Annotated in this window: 12 protein-coding genes, 4 pseudogenes and 1 other annotated feature; of the genes and pseudogenes, 9 read left to right on the top strand and 7 right to left on the bottom strand. The window is 62.7% G+C overall.

The window, feature by feature from the left end; genetic code table 11:
- The 4 genes from DKT77_RS19090 (at nucleotide 1) to tnpB (ending at nucleotide 8,730) form a co-directional block, all read left to right on the top strand.
- Nucleotides 1-1,347 carry a contractile injection system tape measure protein gene (locus DKT77_RS19090; RefSeq protein WP_109813238.1) on the top strand — a complete coding sequence of 449 codons (1,347 nt, stop codon included), beginning with the start codon at nucleotides 1-3 and terminating at the stop codon, nucleotides 1,345-1,347.
- Entirely contained in the window at nucleotides 1,284-6,476 is a 5,193-nt protein-coding gene (locus tag DKT77_RS19085) for an eCIS core domain-containing protein (RefSeq protein ID WP_238548034.1), read from the top strand. Before DKT77_RS19090 ends, DKT77_RS19085 begins: the two co-directional genes overlap by 64 nt.
- Complete coding sequence (locus tag DKT77_RS19080) at nucleotides 6,473-7,852, top strand: ATP-binding protein (protein ID WP_238548033.1); 1,380 nt, start codon at nucleotides 6,473-6,475, stop codon at nucleotides 7,850-7,852. Before DKT77_RS19085 ends, DKT77_RS19080 begins: the two co-directional genes overlap by 4 nt.
- Nucleotides 7,853-8,121: 269 nt before the next feature.
- A complete protein-coding gene (gene tnpB, locus DKT77_RS19075) occupies nucleotides 8,122-8,730 on the top strand; it encodes an IS66 family insertion sequence element accessory protein TnpB (protein WP_109813235.1) in 609 nt (202 codons plus the stop codon).
- A gap of 253 nt (nucleotides 8,731-8,983) precedes the next feature.
- On the opposite strand, the gene DKT77_RS19070 is transcribed toward tnpB, so the two are convergent.
- The 6 genes from DKT77_RS19070 to phbB form a co-directional block, all read right to left on the bottom strand.
- Nucleotides 8,984-10,000 (bottom strand): TauD/TfdA dioxygenase family protein, encoded by a 1,017-nt coding sequence (locus DKT77_RS19070; RefSeq protein ID WP_109813234.1) that lies wholly within the window; start codon nucleotides 9,998-10,000, stop codon nucleotides 8,984-8,986.
- 881 nt (nucleotides 10,001-10,881) lie between these two features.
- Nucleotides 10,882-11,388 carry a transposase gene (locus DKT77_RS21240; protein ID WP_238548032.1) on the bottom strand — a complete coding sequence of 169 codons (507 nt, stop codon included), beginning with the start codon at nucleotides 11,386-11,388 and terminating at the stop codon, nucleotides 10,882-10,884.
- A gap of 265 nt (nucleotides 11,389-11,653) precedes the next feature.
- Nucleotides 11,654-13,432, bottom strand: coding sequence for a PHA/PHB synthase family protein (locus tag DKT77_RS19060; protein WP_238548031.1), 1,779 nt, complete (start codon nucleotides 13,430-13,432; stop codon nucleotides 11,654-11,656).
- Nucleotides 13,433-13,503: 71 nt separating this feature from the next.
- Nucleotides 13,504-14,685 (bottom strand): beta-ketothiolase BktB, encoded by a 1,182-nt coding sequence (gene bktB, locus DKT77_RS19055; protein ID WP_109813232.1) that lies wholly within the window; start codon nucleotides 14,683-14,685, stop codon nucleotides 13,504-13,506.
- 21 nt (nucleotides 14,686-14,706) lie between these two features.
- Nucleotides 14,707-16,602, bottom strand: coding sequence for a propionyl-CoA synthetase (locus DKT77_RS19050; RefSeq protein WP_109813231.1), 1,896 nt, complete (start codon nucleotides 16,600-16,602; stop codon nucleotides 14,707-14,709).
- Nucleotides 16,603-16,626: 24 nt separating this feature from the next.
- On the bottom strand, nucleotides 16,627-17,352 hold the full coding sequence (gene phbB / locus DKT77_RS19045) for an acetoacetyl-CoA reductase (protein ID WP_109813268.1): 726 nt from the start codon (nucleotides 17,350-17,352) through the stop codon (nucleotides 16,627-16,629).
- A gap of 145 nt (nucleotides 17,353-17,497) precedes the next feature.
- On the opposite strand from phbB, the gene DKT77_RS19040 reads away from it, so the two are divergent.
- From DKT77_RS19040 to DKT77_RS21590, 5 genes and pseudogenes are all read left to right on the top strand, one after another.
- Nucleotides 17,498-18,922, top strand: coding sequence for a helix-turn-helix domain-containing protein (locus DKT77_RS19040; RefSeq protein WP_109813230.1), 1,425 nt, complete (start codon nucleotides 17,498-17,500; stop codon nucleotides 18,920-18,922).
- Between the two features lie 599 nt (nucleotides 18,923-19,521).
- Nucleotides 19,522-19,874 (top strand): annotated as a pseudogene (locus DKT77_RS19035) (transposase); the annotation flags it as partial.
- 50 nt (nucleotides 19,875-19,924) lie between these two features.
- Nucleotides 19,925-21,159, top strand: a pseudogene (locus DKT77_RS19030) (IS3 family transposase).
- Nucleotides 20,212-20,328 (top strand) — a sequence feature (AL1L pseudoknot). It overlaps the preceding pseudogene by 117 nt.
- Before the next feature lie 44 nt (nucleotides 21,160-21,203).
- Nucleotides 21,204-21,980: pseudogene (locus DKT77_RS19025) on the top strand (IS3 family transposase); the annotation flags it as partial.
- Between the two features lie 41 nt (nucleotides 21,981-22,021).
- Nucleotides 22,022-22,162: pseudogene (locus DKT77_RS21590) on the top strand (IS3 family transposase); the annotation flags it as partial.
- Between the two features lie 412 nt (nucleotides 22,163-22,574).
- On the opposite strand, the gene DKT77_RS19010 reads toward DKT77_RS21590, so the two are convergent.
- Entirely contained in the window at nucleotides 22,575-23,108 is a 534-nt protein-coding gene (locus DKT77_RS19010) for a hypothetical protein (protein WP_109813228.1), read from the bottom strand.
- Between the last annotated feature and the right edge of the window lie 30 nt (nucleotides 23,109-23,138).

Raw genomic sequence — 23,138 nt, 5'->3', positions numbered from 1 at the left:
ATGGCGGAAAGCGGCAGCGGCGGTTTCTCGGGCTCGGGGCGCAACCTCCACCGCGTGCGCCGTCTTTCCATCGCCCTCACCGGACCCGAAGAAGCCGCCCTGCTCGAGGCACGGGCATATCTCGCCGCCGAGGCAGAGCGGCTCGAAGAGGCCTTCGCGCCAGTTTTCGACGCCCATGCGCCCCCGCACGACTTGATCCGTCTTGAGCGACTTGAGATTGAACTCGCATCCGACGCGGCGCTCGATGCAACGAGCCTCGCCGCGGCCCTTGATCGGGCTCTTGCGCGCGCGCTGCCTGAGCACAAGCGCTTCGACGCGGACGCTTCTGGCGCACGCGCGCCTTCACGGGGCGACCCGGCGGGATGGCTCGCCGAGGCGCTGGCCTTTTTCCTGCAACGGGGCGTTTTTCCATGGTGGGCACCCGCTGCGCGGATCGCGGAGATTGACGCGGCACTCGCGGAACTGACCGACGCCGAAATCGCCACAGTTGCACGGCACCTTGCGCCGGTACTGCTGGCGGCGCCGGCGGCGACACGATTTCTGCTCCAGGTCGCACCCGCCGCGGCGCGCCGCATCGCCATCGCCCTGCCCCGTGCCGGCGGGGGTTCGGTTCCAGCGTCCGCCTGGCCCACCTTGTCCGACTGGCGCGCCGCGGCCCTCGCCCCTGCCAGGGGCGAGGCGAGCATCGGGCCTCGCGAGGCGCTCGTGGCGATGATCCGCCGCGCCGCCGGAGCGGCCACGACCCCACCGAATGATGAGATGAACAACGTGGTCACTGACACGCGACAGCCTCACGCGAGGCCCCTCGTCGAAACCGTCGAGGACTGGCCGACTCCAGGTGAGGACGCGGGGCCCCTCGCGATTCCCCATGCGGGCGTCGTGCTGGCCGGTCCCTTCCTGCCCGCGCTCTTCGACCGGCTGGACCTGCTCGCCGACCGAACATTCCGCGACATCGCGGCTGCAGAACGCGCCGGGGCGATCATCGCCGCGCTGGCGGGCGGCCCGCCGAACGACGAGCCGTCCATGGCGCTCGCCAAGCTGATGACGGGCCGACCGCTCGAGGCGCCCCAGCCTCGCGTCATCAATACCACCGAGGCCGAAAAGCAGGCCGTCGACACCTTGCTCGCATCAATGGTCGGGCACTGGACCGCGCTCGGCCATGCAACGCCAGACGGTTTGCGCGAGACCTTCTTGCGCCGCCCCGGTCATCTGATCCTTGGAGCAAACGCGGACCGCCTCAAGATCGAGCCGCGCGGTACCGACGTGCTGCTCGATCGGCTGCCTTGGCCGCTTTCACCGCTGCGCCTGCCGTGGATGGCGCAGCCCCTGGTCGTGGACTGGCGCTGATGGCCTTGCGCGCGCCGAAACGGGCGGTGAAAGCGGCCACGGCTCCCGAAACAGGTCGCACGCGGCCCTTCTTCACGCCCACACCCGTGCAGGCCCGGCTGCGCGTCGGTCGTCCAGGAGACCGTTTCGAAACAGAGGCCGACCACGCTGCCGATGCGGTCGTTCACGGGCGTGGCCCGCTCTCAACCAGTCCCGTCGCCGCGCAGCTGACGCCGACAGAGGGGCTTGGGGCGCAGCGTACGCCAATGGACGAGGAAGTGCAGAAGGCGGGCACAGAAGAAGAGGAGGTTCAAACGCACGAAGGGGAGGAAGCTCAGGCGAAGGCCGACAAGCAGTACGTGCAGGCAGCGGAGGAGGAAGAGGCGCAGACCAAGGCGGAGGAGGATGAGGTTCAGGCAGCGGGAGAAGACGAGGCACAGACAAAGAGCGAGTTGGATGAAGTTCAACCCGTCGAGGAGCAAGAGGCCGTGCAGGCGCGGGGCCCGTCGGCTGCGCCGGGTGATCCGGACCGGGTGTCACGCGGGCTGCGCGCCGGACGCGGCCAAGGCAGCCCCCTGCCGGACGACGTTCGCGCGCGGATGGAGGCGCGGTTCGGTGCCGGGCTATCAGGCGTGCGCGTGCATACCGACGCGCTCGCGGTGCAACTGACCCGCGCGCTGAACGCGCAGGCCTTCGCCAACGGGCACGACATCTATTTCAACGAGGGGCGCTATGCGCCCGGCACACCCGACGGTGACCATCTCCTCGCGCATGAACTCGCCCATACCGTCCAGCAGGGCGCGACGGAGGTCGACACGGTGCGGCTCTCCCCCGAGACGGACGAGAAACTGACGATGCACGTTCGCCCCGAAGCGCTGCAGGCCATCGCGCTTGCGCGCGGCGAGATCGGCAAGGTGAACTCGAAGCTCATGGGTGCGAATGGAGAGCGCATCGGCGCCGACCGTTTGCTCGAATATTTCCGCACCGCCTTCGGCGGCGACACGATACATCCGCAGATCGTCCGCCGGATCACCATGGTCGAGAAGCCTGGCAAGGCGCAGAAGGAGGACGCCCTGCCTCATTGGTGCGGAATTTTCACTTGGTGGGCGCTCAAGACCGCGGGTGTGCCGCTGCCCGACTGGACGATCGGAATGAACATCCTCGACTCCGTCGAGGCCCGCCCGCCCGGCACCCTGCCGAGGAAGGGCGACATCGCATGGCGCACAAAGAACCAGCATTTCGCGCTGGTCTCCGGGGTGGACGCAGGCGACGTGGCTGCAGGCACCCCTGTCAGCGACACGCGGATCGCCACGGTCAACGGCAACACGGCCGGCGCGGACAATCTCGGCGGGCAGATTCAGGAAATCTGGGGGCCGGTCTCGGAGTGGCACGTCTTTTTCGACCCGATGGCCAAGCTGCCAATGCCCGATGTCGCGCTTGTCGAGACCTCGCTCGACCCACTCGAGATTGGCCCCGTCGCCGAAGAGGGCGCGGCAGCCACTGCACCTGAACCACTCGAACAGACCGGGGCACCCCAAACTGCCGCCGACGCGCTGCCGGTTCCTGCAGAGAAGGCCCCCGACGACGAAGTTGGCCTCATGGTGCCATCCGAACCTGCCATGCCGCCACCGCCCGCCCCCGACAAAATAGCAGCCCCCGATCTCTCGGGCGGGTCCGAGGCGGCGGTTACGGCGATGGCGAGCGCCGCACCCGCCGCCATGGTGGAGACCGCGACGCAGGGCTTCGGCGCCACGATCACTCAACGGCTCGGGTCGGAACAGAAGGCCGCCGCCGACAACGCCCCCGAGATTGCCGTGCAATCAGGCGGTGCGCTCGACCTTACGACAACCTCGCCCGAGCGGATCGGCAAGGCCCGCGCCGAGATCGGCGACGGGGTGAAGGGCGAGAGACCCCGCGACCTCACGCCCACGCCGCAGGAGAACCGCGCCCCGGCGCCGTCGACCGCCGAAGGTCGCCGCGAGATGGACCACCAGCCCGAGGGCGGGTTCCTTGCATGGCTGCGCGGTGCGATCCGGGGCCTCATACGCGGCATCCGCACCACCGATGATGGGGTGAACACCTCCGCCGGTCCGCGCGAGCGGGTGGCCCTGGAAGGCGACGCCGACACCGGTCGGCTCGCGCGGCAGCAGGGCGAGGCGCAAAGCCAGATGCGGCAGGAGCGTGATCGCCGCTCGGCGGCCTTCCGCAGCCATCCGGGCCAGTCGAACGTGCAACCCCGACAGTTGGACGAGCGACGCCGCCCGACCCTTCGCCAGGCCCCCGAAACGACGCCGGAGGAGGTCACGCCTTCCGAAGAAGCGACGGGCTACCGCGATGCACGGCTCGGAGACACCGTCCGGCCGCTCGCCGAGAAGAAGGTCGCCGAGCAGATCGATGCGAGCGGCAGGGCCGCCGCCGAGAAGGCCCGCGCTGCCGCGAGCACCCGCGACACCGAGCGAGACGCCAAGGTCGCCGCCGCCCGGTCGGAGGCTGCCGAAGCGAGCCGCAGCGCCGATGCCAACCAGACCCGTATCGTAAACGCGGGCCGCGCCGATATCGCCGCCAAGCAGGGCAAGGCGATCGGTGACGCCCACGCGCAGGTCGCTGCCTTTTCCGAGGACGCCACGAAAGAGCAGACGGCCAAGCGCAATGCGATCGGCGACCATGTGCGCACCGAGGAGGGCAAGGCACACAAGAAACTCGACGACGCGGAGACGGAGGCCGCAAACAAGAAACGCGAGAAGGAGAAGGAGGCGGGCGAGAAGAAGAAGAAGCTCGAAGAGGACCAGAAGAAAGACAGCTGGTGGAGCCGCGCGGCCAATGCCGTCAAACGTGCCGTGAAGGCCGTGACCGAGGCAATCGACGCCGTCTTCACGGCCCTGCGCAACGCGGTCAAGACTATCATCGAGGCCGCCAAGAACGCCGCCATCGGGCTCATCAACGCCGCGCGAAACTGGGTCGTGGCCCGTCTCAACGATTTCCGGGACTGGGCGAAAGCTCAGGTCGACACTTATCTGCGCGACCGTTTCCCGGGCCTCGCCGACGCGCTCGACGGTGCCATCGACACCGTGGTCGACACCGCCATCGCAGGTGTCAACGCCGTGGCCGACGCCGCGGTCGCGGTGGTCGAACGCGTGGCCGGTGCGCTTGCCGCGGCGCTCGACCGCATTCTCGGAGCCTTCCAGACCGCGCTGACGGCCGCGGTCGGCGTATTGGGCGCGGTGCTGACGGGGGACTTCGCGGGGGCGCTCCGCATCGCGATCCAGGCGGGCTGCGATATCGCGGGGGTCGACTCGGGGCCGATCTTCCGCTTCATCGACCGGGCGGGCGGGAAAATCATGGCGATCCTGAAGGACCTGCCGGGCTTCTTCTCGAACCTCGTAACCGCCGTCGGGCGCGGCATCCGCAAGTTCGGCACCAATATCCTGCAGCACTTGCAGACCGGTCTCATCGGATGGCTGACCGGCGCGCTCGGCGGGGCGGGCATCACGCTGCCCCAGAATTTCGACCTCAAGGGCATCTTCGGGCTTGTGACGCGGGTGCTCGGCCTCACCTACGAGAATGTCAAGGCACGCGTGGTCCGCAAGTTTCCCGCAGCGGAAGGGATCTTCACACGCATCGAGCAGGGCATGGAAATCATCGGCCGCATCCGCCGCGAAGGGCTTTCGGCGATCTGGGACATGGTGCACGAACGGCTGAACAATCTTTACGAGATGGTCATCGGCACGATCCGCAACTGGGTGGTGTTCAAGGTGATCAAGGCGGGCATCCTTTGGCTGATCTCGCTGCTGAACCCCGCCTCGATGCTGGCCCGCGCGCTCAAGCTGATGTTCGACCTCGTGATGTGGCTGGTGCAGCGGTTCGCCCAGATCCGCGATTTCGTGATGTCTGTCTACGGAGCGGTGACCAACATTGCGGCAGGTATGCTCGACCCCGCCGCGAAGGCGGTGGAGAACGCGCTGGTCCGCTCCTTGCCGGTGGTGATCTCGCTCATCGCCAGCGTGCTGGGCCTCGGCGGCATCTCGGCGGCGATACAGCGCGTCGTGCAGCGGGTCACCGCGCCCATCAACCGCGCCATCGACTGGGTGATCGACCGCGTCGTCGCCTTCGCCCGCAGACTGGTCAAGGGCCTCAAGAAGGGCGCGCGGAAGGTGCGCGACAAGGTTGCCGCTCTTCTCTGGCCCAAGAAGCGCTTCAGGGTGAACGGCGAAAGCCACAGCCTGGAATTCAGGAAGGACGGCACACCGATGATGCGTTCCTCGCCGAAGGACGTGAAGGCGGTCATCAAGGCGTGGAAGGATTCCTACAGGAACGGCGTCCCGGCGGACAAGCGGCGCGACCAAAGCGACGCCGAGGCGTCGCTCGCGCGGCTTGCGGCCATCTCCGGGGAAATCAAGAAGCTCGAACTCAAGAGCGAGAAGGTTCCTGCCACGCGGATGCGTGCCCTGATCGATGCACAACTCGACATGTCCGAAAAACTCAAGAAGCTGATCGGCTATGACACCGTCGCCGCAAGAGCCATCGCGGCAGGAGAAAAACGGTTCCTGATGGAAGGCCGCGTCGGCACCTACGAGTCGATGCTCAAGATGAAAGGGGACGCGCTGACCCCGGATCACCAGCCCCAGAACACCGCGATTCAATGGCTTTCCAAGCGGACCTATTTCAAGAAGGCCCCGCGCAAGATGATGATCGAGAGGGCCAAGAACCGGACTGCCAAGGGATACGCGATCAATCTCAGCCACCGCCGCCACGTCGCAGGCCGCACTTACGGCAAATCACCCGACGACATGATTGCGCGGGTAAAAGGGGTCGAAGCCAATTTCGCGGGCCAGAAGAACGCCGCCCGCAACGATACCGGCCTGACGTCGCGCGAACGCGCCGAACGGCTGGTTCAGATCGACCGGCACATGCGAGTTCAGGCCGTGGATCACCTGCAGATCGAATTGCGGGCCGATGTCGCCAGGATGAACGAAGTCGTCGCGCTGCCGATCACGCACAAGGCCTATTCCGATCTGCCGCCCCTTTTCGAGAAACTGCCGTCGGCCGAGGCAGAAAAGGCGACCAAGACTCTGTCCAACCAGATCCGCGCGCGGATCAAATCGGGTCAGGCCCTGATCGCGCGCCAACCCATGCGGGAGCTCAGGGAATGAAGGACCAGGCCTCCATCTCCACCGCGCCGAACCTAGACGCCGGGCTCGACTTCCTCGCGCGGCTCGTCTCGGCGCGCGTGGCCGAGACCGAAGGGCGCGATCCGGGCGAGCTTCCTTTGCCCCAACTCTTCGATGACGGCACGCCGCTCGCCGCGCTCTGCCAACAGCACGGCGTGGGGTTTGACACCTTCACAGTGCTGATGCTCGCCCTCGCCCCACATCTGCGGCCCCAACTACTATCGGATGCGTTTGCCGCGGCGATCGCGCGGCCCGGCGACTTCCCCCAGATGGGCGGGCGGCGCCATGCCGAGAGCCGCGCCATGCTGCCCACAGGCGAAACGGCGGCCTTCCTGCTGGCAGGAGACGATATCGCAGCAAGGGCGGACCTGCACCGCCTCTTCGAGCCCGACCACTGGCTCGCGGCCGAGGACCTCGTTTCGCTTGAGGAGCCCGCGCCGGGTGCGCCGCGGCTGTCGGGCACGCTGGAGCTGAGTGGCTCCGCCTTTGATCGGCTTGTGCTCGGGCGCAGCGCAGCCCCTCGCTTTTCTGCCCGCTTTCCGGCGCGCCGGGTCACCACGCGGCTCGGCTGGGAAGACCTGGTGCTGGCGGACCCTACGCGGGCGGGACTAGATGCGCTCGACCGCTGGCTCAGGCACCGCGCCGCGCTCGACGGCGCGGCCGCAGCGGGGCGGCACCTGCGCCCAGGCTTCCGCGCGTTATTTCACGGCCCCCCCGGTACGGGCAAGACGCTCTCGGCGGGGCTTCTGGGGCAGAAGGCCGGGCTCGAGGTCTACCGTGTCGATCTCTCCCTCGTGGTGTCGAAGTATATCGGCGAGACGGAGAAGAACCTCGGCACACTCTTCGCGACCGCCCGCGCCCGCGACTGGGTTCTGTTCTTCGACGAGGCCGACGCGCTGTTCGGCAAGCGCACCGCCGTCACCGACGCCCACGACCGCTATGCCAACCAGGAGGTGAGCTACCTGCTGAGTCGCGTCGAGGACTACGACGGGCTCGTCATTCTCTGTTCGAACCTGCGCAGCAATATCGACGACGCGTTTCTTGGCCGCTTCGATGCCATCGTCGCCTTCACACCGCCGGGCGTGTCCGAGCGCGCCGCAATCTGGGCAGGCGCCCTGCCCGACGTCCCGGCCCCGGCCGATCCCGCAGCTTTCTCCGCCGCCATGGCCCGTTTCGAGCTTTCGGGCCGGGCCATCGTCGGAGCGGTGCGTCATGCGACCGCGCGCGCTCTCGACGCGAGCCGGGCGACACTCACCTATACCGACGCCGCAGCGGGCGTGGCTCACGAGCTGGAGAAGGAGGGGCGCATCTTCCGCAACCTCGTCGAGCCCGAAATCGCCGCCGAAACCGCCGACTGACCCAAGCGTCAGATCATCGCGTGGAGTCAGCCCGTCAGGTCATCCTGCACCTTGCCAATGAAATCGCGGGCGGCGACCTGTGCGCCCAAAATTGAGCATTGGCCTGCGGGAGCCGTCACCGTGGACGCGGCAGGCTGGTATTCGGCCCAAGCGCGTAGAGGATAGCTGCCCACTTCTCGCGCAAGTAAAGCGAGGCCAGGCCGCCACCCGATTGTGAGACGCCGGTTCTGCGATTTCATTCCCGGCAACAGGCACGGCGTGGTTTCCCAATGAACGCACATTCGAAAGTTCTCTCGAACGAGCGCGCGACGCAGCGAAGGAACCAGAAGTCACCGGATGAGCTGAAGGCGGAAAACGTCGCTGAGACGCTCGGCCCAGGCGCGACTGAGAGCGCGGTGGCCACGCGGTATGGGCTTCTGCCCAACCAAATTTCGGTCTGGGGGCAGATGGCGCGGGACGGTAGGCTTGTGCATCCAGCCCCCAAGGACGCGGTGGAGTTCGTGTCGCTGATGGTTGCGCCGCCACAGTCGACCGCCGCCTCTTGTCCAGGCGCCAGCGCCAGGATCGCGGTGGGCATTGTCACGGTGCGGCTCGAGCCCGGCGCCCTCGGCAAAACGGATCGCCGCGGTGGTGCGGACGCTGGTAGGATACTCTCTGACCAGCTGGGAGTCCTGACCGCGACAATGCACACGGGTTTCTGCAACGGCCTCGACGGCCTCGACGCGTTGGTGCAGTCGGTGCTGAAGGAGTATCCCTTCGCAGGGGCCGTCTTTGTCTTCCGTTCGAACCGGGCGGACAGGCTCAGGCTGATGTTCTTGAACAATGAGTCAGTGCGGCGCAATTTATTGAGTGGATGGCCCCTTGGTGGGTTGGTCTGACAGCAGCCAATGTGGCAAATCGCGATGCCGGGATCGGAAGCCATCCACTCCATCAATGGCGTTCGCTTGCCCAGTCATTAACCGCTCCAACGCCCTCGGCACAGCCGAAGACCGTCTGCGTGGCATAACTTCAGAAGGTTAGCGGCAATATCCTCTCTGGCCGAAATTTCGCCCCAACGCCCATCCAAACTTGACTCGCTGATCTCATCCACTTTGTCGCGCTACACCGCGCGGGACCATTCCCGTCCCCTTATCAGTTTCGCATGGGAATGCCTTCATCCCAGCGAAAGCCAACCCCTCCTCCCTGCCAAACCCCTTCGCCGACCGGGTTTGGGCCATCGATGTTCACATGCATCGGCAAGCCGAAGGAAGGGGCAAGGTCCCGAACTCCCTTCACGGTGCTGCGGTGCATGATCCGCAGCCCTTGTTTCTCCGCCGGAATGTGCGCCTCTGGGGCTGCCCTGTGCGCAACGGCCAGATTGTCGATAAAGACGCAGTCGTTCTCCTGATATTCGTAAGCCACCGCATATCCGTTCGTCAGGCCGGCATTCAGGACATCGTTATAATCATGGCACAGCTGTTTCAGTTCCTCGGCCTGCAGCAAGCGGAAGCCATCACGGTCGGGCAGTTTTTCGAGAACTGCGCCGGTCATGCCCAGATGCAGCCAGATGCATTTCTGCCCGGAAACCGAGTGCTCGTGCACCAGCGGATGGACGACACCGGAAGCGGAGTTCACGGACGACAGGCGGGTCCAGCGTTCTTGGCGATCTTGGGAAAGCGCTTCGAACGCAAGGCCTTGGTGCGAGAAGTGTGTGCCACCGCCACGCTCGGCAGGGCGGATGATGTGGTAGCCCGAATGGGAGAACGTCGCGGGCAGGAAACTGCCGTCATTGTGCCATTGAGGCCCGACATCGGGGATGCCATGCCGCGCATCGTTCGACAGCCGGAAGATGTGAGGATTTCCCCCGGGCGTCTCCGGATGCACGCCGTGGGTGCTGTGCAGCTCCCTGCCGCCCCAGAGGCAGCTGGCACGCAAGAAATCCTCCGCATCCAAGGGCGCATCATTCTTAAAGACGAGGAAACCGCGATGCGCCATTTCACGTTCCAGCACATCGACAAGCTCGGGCGGTAGCGCGTCCTTAGAGGACAGATCGATCCCCGAAACCTGGGCGCCGATCGGATCGAGGGCCGTGATCTTGCCGCCGAACCTTTCGACGATAGCGGCATTTTGGGGGTCTACAGGTGGGAGTTTCGTGGCGTTCTGGGTCAAAGGTCACCTCCTTCACTGCCTATTCGTTCAACCTAAGAATGCGTCCGCGCGTGTAAAAGTGCATCGGCCCAAAGCAATGCAGGGATGATGCAAGGTGATCCATTGAAACGATGACAGATACGCTGGAATCCCGGTTTCGAAGCTGACTGGAGCGTGACCGGACTACAGCCGATGACCCTTTACAGGTGGCACACGCGAACGCATTCCGGATTGCCTGGTCCGCGCCGTCCAGCGGCGGCTGAATACCTTGCGTCGTGAAAGCGCCGGTGCGCCGATCCTCGCGTGCGCAAATACCAGCGCGAACGGGGAACTTTCCAGCGAGGCCCTGCCCTGGCTGACGGCTCCGCACCCTGCCGCAAAGCTCGCCGTGCCAACCGTCGCGGCCATGGAAACTGTCGCAGCCACAGCCTTCGCACCTCAAGATCCGGGCAAAATTCCTTATGTTTTGAAAAAACATGCAATTTTAGTCCAGTAATGGAGTGCGCCCCTCGCGTTGGACGGGGTTACGCTACGGTTTTGGCAAGGGAGCGGGCGTTGCGGTCTTCGAACTGGCGGCGCTGAGATACCCAAAGGCTGGATGCAGGCGACGGTTGGCATAGGCCCCGAGGAAGCGTGGCACGCTGTCGGCGACATCCTCCAACGTCTCAATCCAATCAGATACGAGCCTTCACCTTAGGCGTCTTCATGAAACTCTCGGCCTGCGCGCTAGTGCAGAGATTGGGACGTCCGCTCATCGATCCGAAGAACCCACGCTTTGCAAGAATGTCGCGATGCAACTCTGGCACATACTGGGCGCATTCAACCGGTCGTTGCAAAACCCGATCTTGGAGGTGTTGATGACGGCAGGAAGACGGAAAGCCGAACGCTCGACGCGACGCAAGTTATCCTCGCCAGGTCGGCCGCCAGTCTGGCAGCGTGAGCATCTGTGCCGGTTCTGGCGGGGTATTGCGACGGAGCTGTCCAGCGAGGAAGCCGCCACGATCACGGCATCTGCTGGCCAACCGACGAGGTCGGCCTGGAAGCGCGATCGCGGGACACCCATCAGCCTGCAACCCCGCAGGATCGAGAGGTTGGCAGGCCGCCGGTGGCAGATATGTTTGCGCTTTTCGGCGAGGGTCTGGAGCGTAGCCCCCCTTTAGAAACTCGATTTCCAGCGCCTGGCGGCCGACAAGGCTTTCGAGGGCGGCGACCCGTGCCTCGTAGCCCGTCAGCGATTCCGCGGCGGCCGCGTCTTCATCGAGCGCACCGGCCTCTGCTTTTTCGGTCCGGATCAGTTTTCGTAACACGTCGTGGCGCCGACCCAACGCGTGAAGCGTCTCGCCGACATGATACTCCGCAACAACCTGCCGCTTGAACTCGGTGCTGTGGCTACGATGGCGTCTTGGCATGGGCTTCCTTCCTTTAAAGCCCGCGCCCGTTCAATTCTGCTCTTCAGAACTGTCCACCCACAAGGGCGCAAACCCCAAATACTCTTAATATCGAGGAGATTACCCCCATAACGAACCATTCAAGCGCCGAGGCCTGCCGTCGATCTGGGTTGACTGTCAATGGGCCGATTTACACACCTGAAATCCGCGATAGGCGTCCTATCACTGGCTGACTTGAAGCAAATGGTGGCCTGAACACGGCCAACCATACGGGCCTCACTTCCGATCAATCAGGCTCGGCCGTAACGAAGCTACCCGGTGCGCGCTCAAGGGATTTGTAGCGCCCTCGCTTGGGGACCTTGCGGGGTTGTACCATCTCGCCGCTTCTGACCGCGAGCCACGAGGACCAGCTGGGCCACCATGAACCTTCATGATTCACGCCCTGCGCCAGAAATTTATCGGGCGACGGCGGATAGCTGTCAGAGGTCACATATCCGTATTTGCAGCGCGCGTCGGGGGGATTGATTACACCGGCAATATGGCCCGATCCGCCCAGAACGAACTCCACATCGGTTTCTAGTATTTGCGTCGCGGGGTAGATCGACCTCCACGGCGCGATATGGTCGTCGCGGGTGGCCAGGATGAACATTGGCGCCCGGATCCTGGTGATGTCGATTTTCAGGCCATCCATCTCCAGGCCGCCGGGTTCACGCAACTTGTTGCGCAGGTAGACCTCCTCCAGGTACCAAAGCAGCATCGCCTTTGGCAGCCGGGTCGAATCCGCGTTCCAGAAGAGCAGGTCAAACGGCCGGGGCTTGTCACCGCGCAAATAATTGGCCTCATAGAAGGACCAGATCAGGTCGTTCTCGCGCAGCATCGAGAACATGTCCTGTAGATGGTGCGCTTCCAGATAGCCCTTCTTCTCCATATGCTCGCGCAATACGGCAAGACGGTCATCGTCGATGAAGACACCGATCTCGCCCACGTCCTTGAAGTCGACCATGGTCGCCAGCGTCGTGGCACTATTGATGCGGTCATCGCCCTTTGCGGCAAGGTAGCCAAGCATCGCGGTCACGAGAATTCCACCGATGCAGAAACCCAGCACATTGGCCTTTTCTTCCTTGGTGATGTCGCGGACCACATCGAGCGCGGCTAGCGGACCCAGTTTCATGTAGTCGGAAAAGTCGAGATCGGCATGGGCCTTGGTCGGGTTGGCCCAAGAGATTACGAACACCGAATGCCCCTGATCCAGCGCGTAGCGGATAAGACTGTTTTCGGGTCGCATGTCCAGGATGTAGAACTTGTTGATCCACGCCGGCACGAACAGCATCGGGACCTTGTGCTGGGTTTCGGTGCGCGGGTGGTACTGGATGAGTTGCATCAACTCGTTTTGGTAAACCACCTCGCCCTCGGTCGTTGCGAGATCGACGCCAACTTCGAAGGCATCCATATCGTTGGTCGCGATGTCGAGGCGACCATCACCCCGTTCGAGATCGTCGAGCAGGTTCTCGATTCCGTCGAGGATGCTCTGGCCGCCGGTTTCAAAAAACTTCGCGCGCGCGGCGGCATTGGTCGGAAGAAAGTTTGCCGGGGACAGCGCGCTGATCGCCTGCCTTGTGTAGAACCTGACGCGCAGATCGTCGCGTCCGTCCTCCGTCAGCTTATCGATCAGGCCCTCGACGGCTTCCTCGAACGCCAGAAAGCTGTCGCGGTAACTGCGCGACACCGGGTCATCGGACCATTCCGAGGCCTTGAACCGCCGGTCCCTGACCGGCGCGTCCTGCGGCACCAGGATGCTGGTCCACACCTTCGAGAGGTCCGAGGCCGCCTTGAGCTGTGCCGCCCAAAGGTCCTGAGGATGAGTGAGCGCGCGGTTCCAGACATTGCCATACGCCTTGGCAAGTGTATTGGCATCCATCAGTGAATATTCAGAGCCGGAGGCTTTCGCCACGGACCGGGCCTGAAGCTTCGAGGCTGCCTTCAGAGAGCGCTGCGTCAGCGCAATCATTCGCGTGGCCAGATCGGTCACGTCTGGGACGGTGGCTTGCGTCTTCGGCTTTGACATCGGGAGCTCCTCCTCGCTCGATCCGTTTGGCATGGCGATCGGGGCGCCGTTTTTCAGCGCCCCGACAGCGCTCAGTTCAGGCGCTCGAACGCCAGCGCGATACCCTGACCACCACCTATGCACATGGTGACAAGACCATACCTACCCCCTATGCGCTCCAACTCGTAGAGCGTCTTGATCGAGATGATCGCGCCGGTCGCCCCGATCGGGTGGCCAAGCGCGATGGCCCCGCCGTTGGGGTTCACCTTGCTGGTGTCGAGGCCGAGCCCGGCATTCACGGCACAGGCCTGAGCGGCGAAGGCCTCATTGCTTTCGATCACGTCGAACTGGTCGGCCGTCATATCGATCTTCCGCAGCAGGTTGGTCACGGCCGGGATAGGGCCGATCCCCATCACCTCGTGGCGCACGCCTGCGATGGCATAGCCCAGAAGCCGCGCGCGGGGCTTGAGGCCGGCCGCCTGCGCGGCGTCGGCAGAAGCAAGAACCAGCGCCGCGGCACCGTCATTGATGCCGGAAGCATTGCCGGCCGTCACAGAGCCATCTTTTCTGAAGGCCGGCCGGAGCTTGGCAAGGCTTTCCATCGTCGTGGAACCCTTGATGTGCTCATCGACGGCGAATGGAACCATCTCGCGGCGTATCTTGACCTCGATCGGCAGAATCTGGCTTTCGAAGTAGCCGGCCTCAACCGCCGCCGCTGCGCGGCGCTGGCTTTCGACGGCAAATGCGTCCTGTTGCTCGCGGGTGATCTGGTTCTCGGCGGCGACGTTCTCAGCCGTAACGCCCATGTGTCCGACCCCGAACGGGTCGTTCAGAGCGCCGATCATCATGTCCGTGAAGGACACATCACCCATCTTCTGGCCGGTGCGGATCGACTGCGTCGCATGGGGTGCTCGGGACATGCTTTCCGCCCCACCGGCGAGCGCAAAATCCACGTCGCCCAGCATGATGTGTTGTGCGGCGTTGACGATGGCCTGCGCGCCAGACCCGCACAGGCGGTTGACCGTAAGGCCCGTAGCCTCTTCAGGGATACCCGCATCGACGGCGGCGACGCGGCCCATGTACATGTCTTTTGCTTCTGTGTTGATCACATGCCCGAAGATCGAAGCTCCGATCTGACCGGGTTCGACGCCCGAGCGTGACATGGCTTCCTTCGAGACCGCGGTGGCCAACGCTGTGGGCGCGGTTCCCGCAAGCGAGCCTCCGAAGGTGCCGATTGCGGTGCGGGCTCCGTCAAGAATGACGACGTCTTTCATGGAACTTTCCTCTCGTTCAAGTCAGGCAGTGGGGTGACCAAGCCCGGCAATTCGGTCAGCAATGGCGTCGAGAACTGTCGGGTCGTCGATCGTGGCGGGCATCTTCCAGTCCGTCCCGTCTGCGATGGCGACCATCGTACCGCGCAGGATCTTGCCTGAACGGGTCTTCGGCAGCGCATCGATCACGATGCAGTGCTTGAACGCGGCGACAGGACCGATTTCCTGGCGGACCAGCTTGACGCATTCGGACTGGATGTCCTCTTCGGTGCGGTCAGCACCCGCGTTCAGACAGACCAGACCCAGCGGCGACTGGCCCTTGAGCGCATCGCCGATCCCGATCACGGCACATTCGGCGATGTCCGGATGGCTTGCCAGAACTTCTTCCATCGCACCGGTCGAAAGCCGGTGGCCCGCGACGTTGATCACATCGTCGGTGCGCGCCATGATATAGACATAACCATCTTCGTCTATCATACCCGCATCTCCGGTTTCGTAGTAGCCCGGAAAGGCGTGAAGATAGCTCTTGCGAAAGCGGTCTTCGGCGTTCCAGAGCGTCGGCAACGTGCCTGGCGGCAACGGCAACCTGATCGCGATCGCGCCCAGCGTGCCCGGCCCGACCGGGTGACCGGCATCGTCGAGAATCTCGATGTCGTACCCAGGCATCGGCAGGGCCGGAGAGCCGGGTTTGATCGGCAGTTGCTCGATACCGAGAGGGTTGGCCGCGATGGCCCAGCCGGTTTCGGTCTGCCACCAATGGTCGATCACGGGTTTCTGCAGATGTGTCTGGGCCCATTTGATTGTGTCCGGGTCGGCCCGCTCACCGGCCAGAAAAAGCGCCTGCAACCTGCTCAGATCGTATCTGGCGACATGGGTCGCCTCCGGGTCTTCCCGCTTGATTGCACGGAGCGCGGTCGGGGCCGTGAACAGCACTTTCACATCATGTTCTTCGATGACGCGCCAGAACGTGCCGGGATCGGGGGTGCCGACGGGCTTGCCCTCGAAGACAAGCGTCGTGCAGCCTGCCAGAAGGGGCCCATAGCAGATATAGCTGTGCCCGACCACCCAGCCCACATCCGAGGCCGCCCAAAATACGTCCCCAGCCCGCACGTTGTAAAGGTTCTTCATGGTCCACAGCAGGGCAACCATGTGTCCGCCGGTATGGCGCACCACACCCTTGGGCTGGCCCGTCGTCCCGGAGGTGTATAAGATATAGAGTGGGTCCGCACCACCCACGACCGTGCAGCCAACGGGTACTGCAACCGCCGTGACCTCGGCCCAGTCAAGATCGCGGCCCTGTGTCATCGCGGCCTCGGCCTGAGGGCGCTGCAGGATCAAGCAGACCTCCGGCTTGTGATCCGATTGCTTGATCGCCTCGTCCAGAAGCGGCTTGTAAGCGATGATACGCTTGCCCTCGATCCCGCAAGAGGCACTGAGAATGGCCTTCGGGGTCGCATCATTGATCCGCACCGCCAGTTCATGGGCAGCGAAACCGCCGAAGACGACCGAGTGGATCGCACCGATCCGGGCGCAGGCCAGCATCGCCTCCAGCGCTTCGGGGATCATCGGCATGTAGATCACCACGCGGTCGCCCTTGATGACGCCTCGCGCGGCCAGAACACCGGCCAATCGGGCAACGCGATCCTGAAGCTCTGCATAGGTGATCGTCGTCTTGCTGTTTGTGACCGGGCTGTCGTGGATGATTGCAGCCTGGTCGCCGCGGCCTGCCTCGACATGCCGGTCGACCGCGTTGTGGCAGGTGTTGGCCTCGGCATCCGCGAACCAGCTATAGCCCGGCGCGTTGCTGCCATCGAGCACCTTCTGCGGCGCCCGCTCCCAGTCTACCGCTTGCGCGGCTTCGGCCCAGAATGCCTCTGGATCAGCTTTCCAAGCGGAATATGTCTCTGCGTAAGTTCCCATGGTTCGTCTCCTCCCTCGAATAGGTCAGCTGAAGAACTGGCCACCATTGGCCGAGATCGTTGAGCCGTTGATGAAGCCTGCGTTGTCAGACGCGAGGAACAGGACGCAGCGGGCGATTTCCTCGGGCTCTCCAAGGCGGCCGACCGGGATTTGCGGCAAGATGTGCTTGTTCAGAACGTCCGCATCGATGGCTCGCACCATCTCTGTTCCGATGTAGCCGGGGCACACCGCGTTCACGGTAATTCCGGCCCGCGCACCTTCCTGGGCAAGCGCCTTGGTGAATCCAAGATCACCGGCTTTGGCCGAGGAATAGTTGGACTGACCTGCCTGTCCCTTCTGCCCGTTCACCGAAGAAATATTGATCACCCGGCCAAACTTGCGCTCGCGCATGCCCGCCCAGACGGGATTGGTCATGTGGAACAGACCATTGAGGTTGGTATTGATGACCGCATCCCACTTTTCCTTGGTCATCTTGTGAAACATGCCGTCACGCGTGATGCCGGCATTGTTCACAAGCACGTCGACCGGCCCAAGATCGGCCTCGACCCGCGCTATGCCCGCCACGCAGGCGTCATAGTCGCCGACAGACCACTTGTAGGTGGCGATGCCCGTCTCTGCAGTGAACAGGGCGGCGGCTTCGTCGTTGCCGGCGTAATTGGCGGCGACACTGTAGCCCGCCGCAGAAAGGGCCTTGCTTATCGCCGCGCCAATCCCGCGCGTGCCGCCGGTGACCAATGCTACTCTTGCCATGTTCTCTATCTCCACAAAGGGTTCCGGATCTCGCGATGTACTGCCTTGCGTTGGGCTTAGCCACGCAACAGGCTATGCGTCGAGGATTGAACGTGTTACCTTGTGAAGGTTCGCAATACGAACGATGCAAAATGCGAAAAAGTGAATGAGCGAAAACCAACGCAAGATCTTCGCCGGCGCGCGCATCCGTCACTTGCGGCAGACACGGAAAATGACCCAAGCAAATTTCGCCGCAGCGCTTGGAATTTCCACCAGTTACTTGAACCAGATCGAGAACAACCACCGGTCTTTGTCGGCCTCGGTGATCCTGTCTCTGTTCAACAGTTTCGGCTTCGATCTGTCGGAACTTGCGCTGGACGAGTCTGGAAAGATCGCGGTCGACCTGCGCGAAATCCTCACCGATCCGATCTTCGCGGATACGAACATCATGCCGCAAGAATTGAAGATTGCGGCGTCGAACACACCGAACATGGTGCGCGCGTTTCTCGGCCTGTACCAAGTGTTCCAGAAAACGCGCGAGCAGTTGGGCCAGCTCGACACCACGCTTTCGGAGTCCGAAGCGCCGGTCGCGCCCATGCCCTACGAAGAGGTAAGGGACTACTTCCACTACAAGGACAACTATATCGACGAACTGGACCGCGCTGCCGAAGCCTTTGCGCGCACGATCACGCGGACCGACCGGCAAAGATATGTTCTTCTGGCCGACTACCTGAGCGACGCGCATGGCATTCGCGTGGTCGAGACAAAGAGTGCGGCCGAAGCCGGATCCATTCGCCGCTATGATCCCGACTCTCAAACGCTGCATCTCAGCGCGACGTCGAACGCGGCCACTAACCTTTTCCAGATGGCCTACCAGGTCGGGTTGCTGGAGCAGGGTGCGCTGATCGAAAAGCTTCTGGACGAAGCCAGTTTTCATTCACCGAGCGCCCGTGAAGTCTGCCGCATGACCTTTGCCAACTATTTTGCCGGCGCCGTCGTGCTTCCGTACCAGGAATTTCTGGAGGCCGCGGCCGACACACGCCACGATCTGGACCGCCTGGCCTTCCGCTTCGACGCCAGCCGCGAACAGGTGTGCCACCGCCTCAGCATGTTGCAACGGCCCGGGCAGAAGGGGGTACCGTTCTATTTCCTGCGCATCGACCGGGCTGGAAACATTACCAAACGGCACAGTGCGACCAGTCTGAAATTCACGCGCTTCGGAGGGTCCTGCCCGCTGTGGAACGTCCATGCATCGTTCGAAGGGCACGGGGAGATACTGCGCCAATTGGCAAGTACGCCTGACGGCCTTCGCTACGTTTGCCTTGCATTCAGCAAGACGATCCCGACCCCTGAGTTCCGTAAGACATCGCGGAAGTACGCGATCGGTCTTGGGTGTGAAGCGAAATATGCAAGTCAGCTTGTTTACGCGGATGATCTTGACGTGACGGACCCGAGGCGGTTCGAGCCGATCGGCACCGGCTGCCGCATCTGCGAACGCTCCAATTGCAGGCACCGGTCCGTACCGCCGCTGGCGCGAGACATAAAGGTGGACCACAACACCCGAAACATCGTGCCGTTTCAGGTCGATTGAGGCTCAGAAAGGTAAGGTAACTTGCCCGAACTCAGATTTCGCGAAAGGAAACCTGTCAAGACGCCCCTCAACCTTGCGGGCGCCGCTCTGCGCAGCGCATGGCAAGATCCATGCTGAGATCAAAGCCGTTGCCCCGACGAGCGGCAACTCTGACTATGTCCGAGCGCGCACCGGATAGCACATCACAAAAGAGCCGAGACCGGTGCGATTGTAGGACTTCTGTGGGGCGTTGATGCTGGGTTGGGTAGCCCCTCCTGACGGCACTTGTGCCAGATTGATTCATGAAGGATTAGGAGGAATTGGCTATGAAGGAAGTCTCGATCATCGGCGTCGACCTGGCGAAGCAGGTCTTTCAAGTGCACGGAGCGACAGCGCAAGGCGAAGCCGTGTTTCGCAAGATGTAACCGCCGGACGTAATCTCCCCGAAAGCGCCGTTTGAATTTTCCTCAGACGAGAGCGTCAGGGCCAATTCCGAACTTCATCTATTCGGAATTGGCTCTGTCGCGGGACATAGGCCTGATGCTCCGAACGCAGATTGGACCTGTCGCGGTTTGGTGCCGCTCCTTTGATAGCATAATGTGCAGCAAAGGAGACGAGCTATGGGCACGGGAAGAACGGATGAATTCCGCAAGGATGCAGTGCGAATTGCGCTGACGAGCGGGCTAACACGGCGACAAGTTGCGGATGATCTGGGCGTTGGGCTTTCGACGCTGAACAAGTGGGTGAACGCGCACCGTGACACGGATTTGGTATCCCCCGAGGATCGCGAGCTTGCGCTGGAGAACGAACGGCTTCGGCGCGAGAACCGCATCCTCAAGGAGGAGAGGGACATCCTAAAAAAAGCCACCCAGTTCTTCGCGAGCCAAAAGCCATGAGGTTCAGCTTCATTGAAGAACAGCGCGGGACCTTCCCGCTCGACCGGCTTTGTCAGGTCATGAACGTCAGCCCACGCTGAACCGCCCCGGGTTTACCGGAGATTAAAACTCTCAAAAGGTGAGCCTCATGACAGACAAGAAACATACCCCGAGCTACACGGCCGAGTTCCGCGCGCGCGGCGTTCGGCTTTTCCGCGAACACCGTTCTGATTACAGCAGCGACAGTGCTGCCTACCGAGCAATTGCCTCGAAGCTGGGTTGTTCGTCTTTCAGCCTGCGGGAGTGGTGTCGGCGAGCCGCGCGTGATGCAGGCGATCTGTCCGGACCGACGAGCGAGGAGAAAGCACGGATCAAGGCCCTGGAGCGCGAAAACCGTGAACTCAGGCAAGCCAACGAGATCCTGAAGAAGGCCAGCGCATATTTCGCAGCGGCGGAGCTCGACCGCCCGTTCCGCAAATGATCGCATTCATCGACGATCAGCGTGGCGTCTTTGGTGTCGGGCCGATCTGCCGGGTTCTGGGGATCGCACCATCGACGTATTATGCCTTCAAGGCTGTGGAGCGCGATCCGGACCTGGCATCGGGTCGGGCCAAGCAGGACCGACTGGACATGGCGGCGATCAAGCAGGCCTTCGATGGAAGCCGGGGACGATACGGCGCGCGCAAGGTCTGGCATCAGTTGCGCCGCGAAGGGCACGACATCTCTCGCTGCACCGTGGAGAGACTGATGAAGGTGATGGGATTACAGGGCGTTGTCCGCGGCAAGAAGGTTACCACGACCAACCCCGACACGGCCCAACCTTGCCCTGATGACAAGGTGAACCGCGCCTTTGTGGCGGACATGCCGAACCAGCTCTGGGTCAGCGATTTCACCTATGTCTCGAGCTGGCAGGGCATGGTCTACGTGGCCTTCATCATCGACGTCTTCGCCCGCAAGATCGTCGGCTGGCTCGTCTCGACCTCGATGACGACCGGTTTCGTCCTCGATGCCCTGAACCAGGCCATCTGACAGCGGGCGCCGTCCGAGGCTGACAAGCTGATCCATCATAGCGACCGCGGCAGCCAATACCTGTCGATCCGATACACCGAGCGGCTCGCCGAGGCCGGCATCGACACCTCGGTCGGCAGCGTCGGAGATTCCTACGACACCGCCTTGGCAGAAAGCATCATCGGCCTGTTCAAGACCGAGGTCATCAAGTTCCTCGGCCCTTGGAAGTCCGTTGGTCAGGTCGAATGGGAAACCCTGAAATGGGTCGACTGGTATAACAACACCCGCCTGCACAGCGCCATCGGCTACATCACGCCGCACGAAGCAGAGGAGTCATTCTACGCAAACTTGAACGCTGCCGAAAAAGCAGCCTAATCATTGAACAAGAAACTCTCCGGTAAACCCGGGGCGGTTCAAGCGGATTGCGGGCTTTCCGCAACCGGCCTGCCAGCCGCAGGCAGCGCACGGATATGGTTGTGCTGGCGCATATCAAGGAACAGTCGCGCTTGAGCCTGGGCAGCTACGGCAGGCCCCGAATGACCGAAGAACTGAAGGAGGGCGGCATCGATGTGGGCCATCGCCGGGTTGGGCGTTTGATGCGCGAAAACGGGATTACCGTTAATAGAACGCGTAAGTTCAAGGCGACCACAGACAGCGATCATACGTTCAACATCGCCCCGAACCTGCTGGATCGCGACTTCAAAGCAGATCAGACGAACCAGAAATGGGCGGGTGACATCAGCTATATCTGGACCCGCGAGGGCTGGCTGTATCTGGCCGTCATCCTCGATCTGCATTCCCGGCGTGTCATTGGTTGGGCTGTCAGCAATCGCATGAAGCGTGACCTCGCGATCCGGGCCTTGAAAATGGCCATCGCTTTCCGAGCGCCACCCAAAGGCTGCATCTTCCACAGCGATCGCGGAAGCCAATACTGTTCGCATGACTACCAGAAGATCCTGCGCCAGCATGGCTTCAAAGTCTCCATGAGCGGCAAAGGTAATTGTTATGACAATGCGGCCGTCGAGACATTCTTCAAAACCATCAAGGCCGAACTCATCTGGCGGCGGTCATGGGCAACCAGGCGGCAAGCTGAGATCGCAATCTTCGAATACATCAACGGCTTCTACAATCCGCGACGACGCCACTCAGCACTGGGCTGGAAAAGCCCGGTCGCCTTCGAACGGAAAGTGGCTTAAACGAGCACTTGGAGCGGCACAAAAGCGTGACAGGTCCAAACAGGTATCATGAGAGCCTCGGCAACCTGACACCCGCCGACGTCTACTTCGGCCGAGCCGAGCAGATCCTGAAACAGCGAGAGGAGATCAAACGGAAAACCATGCTCGCCCGGCGCTTGCGCCACGAAACTGAAACCGCATAACCTCAATCAGCGGTGAGCCAGAGCCTCCAGTCTGGAAAGCGCTCAAGCGTCCCAAATTATCTGACGACGGACACTTCAACCTGTGCGGTCCGAGAGAGACCGCCTCACCGTATCGGTAGGTTGTGGTGTGAAGGATGTCGCGGCAGGCAAAAATTTTGGGGTCCAGTGTGGTTCGAGTAAGACGGCACGCACGTCGAAGAGGATCAGCGACGGCGTGAGGCGCCCGGACTGACGGGCACTGCGTTTCGCCAGGCGTTCAATCCCTTGCAGCGCCGACAGATCCGCTCTCCGAAACCTTCGCTCGAGAACAAGGTTTCACACCGCAGGCATCGGCGTTCTTGCGGAACGTCGCGCCGGGCCCTTACGGTCATAAACGATGGCATTGCGACTTCGGCCATGGTCCTGGCCAACATCAAATCTGTCCAGCTGCCTGGCGGCTGCGCGATAGCGACGGTGTTTCCGATCCTGAAGGCATTCCTTCGTTTTCGGCGTCCCGGATTGACGCATCAACCCGCGTTCTTTGGGCGGTCGTTGCCGACGCCGGCACATTCAATTCGGGATCAGGCGTCCCACGTTCAGTATAGAGATGTCGCAAATGCGCCTCTGAGACTCCGTCAGCCTTCATCACAAGACGCACCATCGGATCTGATAACATTTCCTCGAGAAAGAGGTCGGACAGTGCCTTGCCCGTCAGCTTATCCTTGGCGCGTGCTTGGTCGAGGTCGGCAAGGGAAACGGTCAGGGCCCGCGCAAGCCCGGGATGCGATATCCGAGGATGAAGCTTCACGAGGACAGAGGCCTTCCAGACTGCGGGATCCTTTTGATCCGGGGGTGAAACCAACTCCGTTTCGATCTCGTATTCTCCCGCCGGAAGCGTCTCGTCAAAGCCGGGCACAGTGAACGGTCGGGCGAACACCGCGACGGTCTTGCTCGTCAAATCTTCCATCGACCTATTCCTCCATGCTGCTGCGGGTGG

Source organism: Meridianimarinicoccus roseus (genome assembly GCF_003172915.1).
Taxonomy (GTDB): Bacteria; Pseudomonadota; Alphaproteobacteria; order Rhodobacterales; family Rhodobacteraceae; genus Meridianimarinicoccus; species Meridianimarinicoccus roseus.
The sequence above is the reverse complement of the archived record's forward strand: the minus strand, read 5'-3'. Positions and strand labels throughout refer to the sequence as shown.

What these genes read in the sequence shown, in the direction of transcription:
- DKT77_RS19090 (WP_109813238.1), top strand. Translation starts at nt 1, where the DNA reads ATGGCGGAAAGCGGCAGCGGCGGTTTCTCGGGCTCGGGGCGCAACCTC.
- DKT77_RS19080 (WP_238548033.1), top strand. Translation starts at nt 6,473, where the DNA reads ATGAAGGACCAGGCCTCCATCTCCACCGCGCCGAACCTAGACGCCGGG.
- tnpB (WP_109813235.1), top strand. Translation starts at nt 8,122, where the DNA reads ATGAACGCACATTCGAAAGTTCTCTCGAACGAGCGCGCGACGCAGCGA.
- DKT77_RS21240 (WP_238548032.1), bottom strand. Translation starts at nt 11,388, where the DNA reads ATGCCAAGACGCCATCGTAGCCACAGCACCGAGTTCAAGCGGCAGGTT.
- DKT77_RS19060 (WP_238548031.1), bottom strand. Translation starts at nt 13,432, where the DNA reads ATGTCAAAGCCGAAGACGCAAGCCACCGTCCCAGACGTGACCGATCTG.
- bktB (WP_109813232.1), bottom strand. Translation starts at nt 14,685, where the DNA reads ATGAAAGACGTCGTCATTCTTGACGGAGCCCGCACCGCAATCGGCACC.
- DKT77_RS19050 (WP_109813231.1), bottom strand. Translation starts at nt 16,602, where the DNA reads ATGGGAACTTACGCAGAGACATATTCCGCTTGGAAAGCTGATCCAGAG.
- phbB (WP_109813268.1), bottom strand. Translation starts at nt 17,352, where the DNA reads ATGGCAAGAGTAGCATTGGTCACCGGCGGCACGCGCGGGATTGGCGCG.
- DKT77_RS19040 (WP_109813230.1), top strand. Translation starts at nt 17,498, where the DNA reads ATGAGCGAAAACCAACGCAAGATCTTCGCCGGCGCGCGCATCCGTCAC.
- DKT77_RS19010 (WP_109813228.1), bottom strand. Translation starts at nt 23,108, where the DNA reads ATGGAAGATTTGACGAGCAAGACCGTCGCGGTGTTCGCCCGACCGTTC.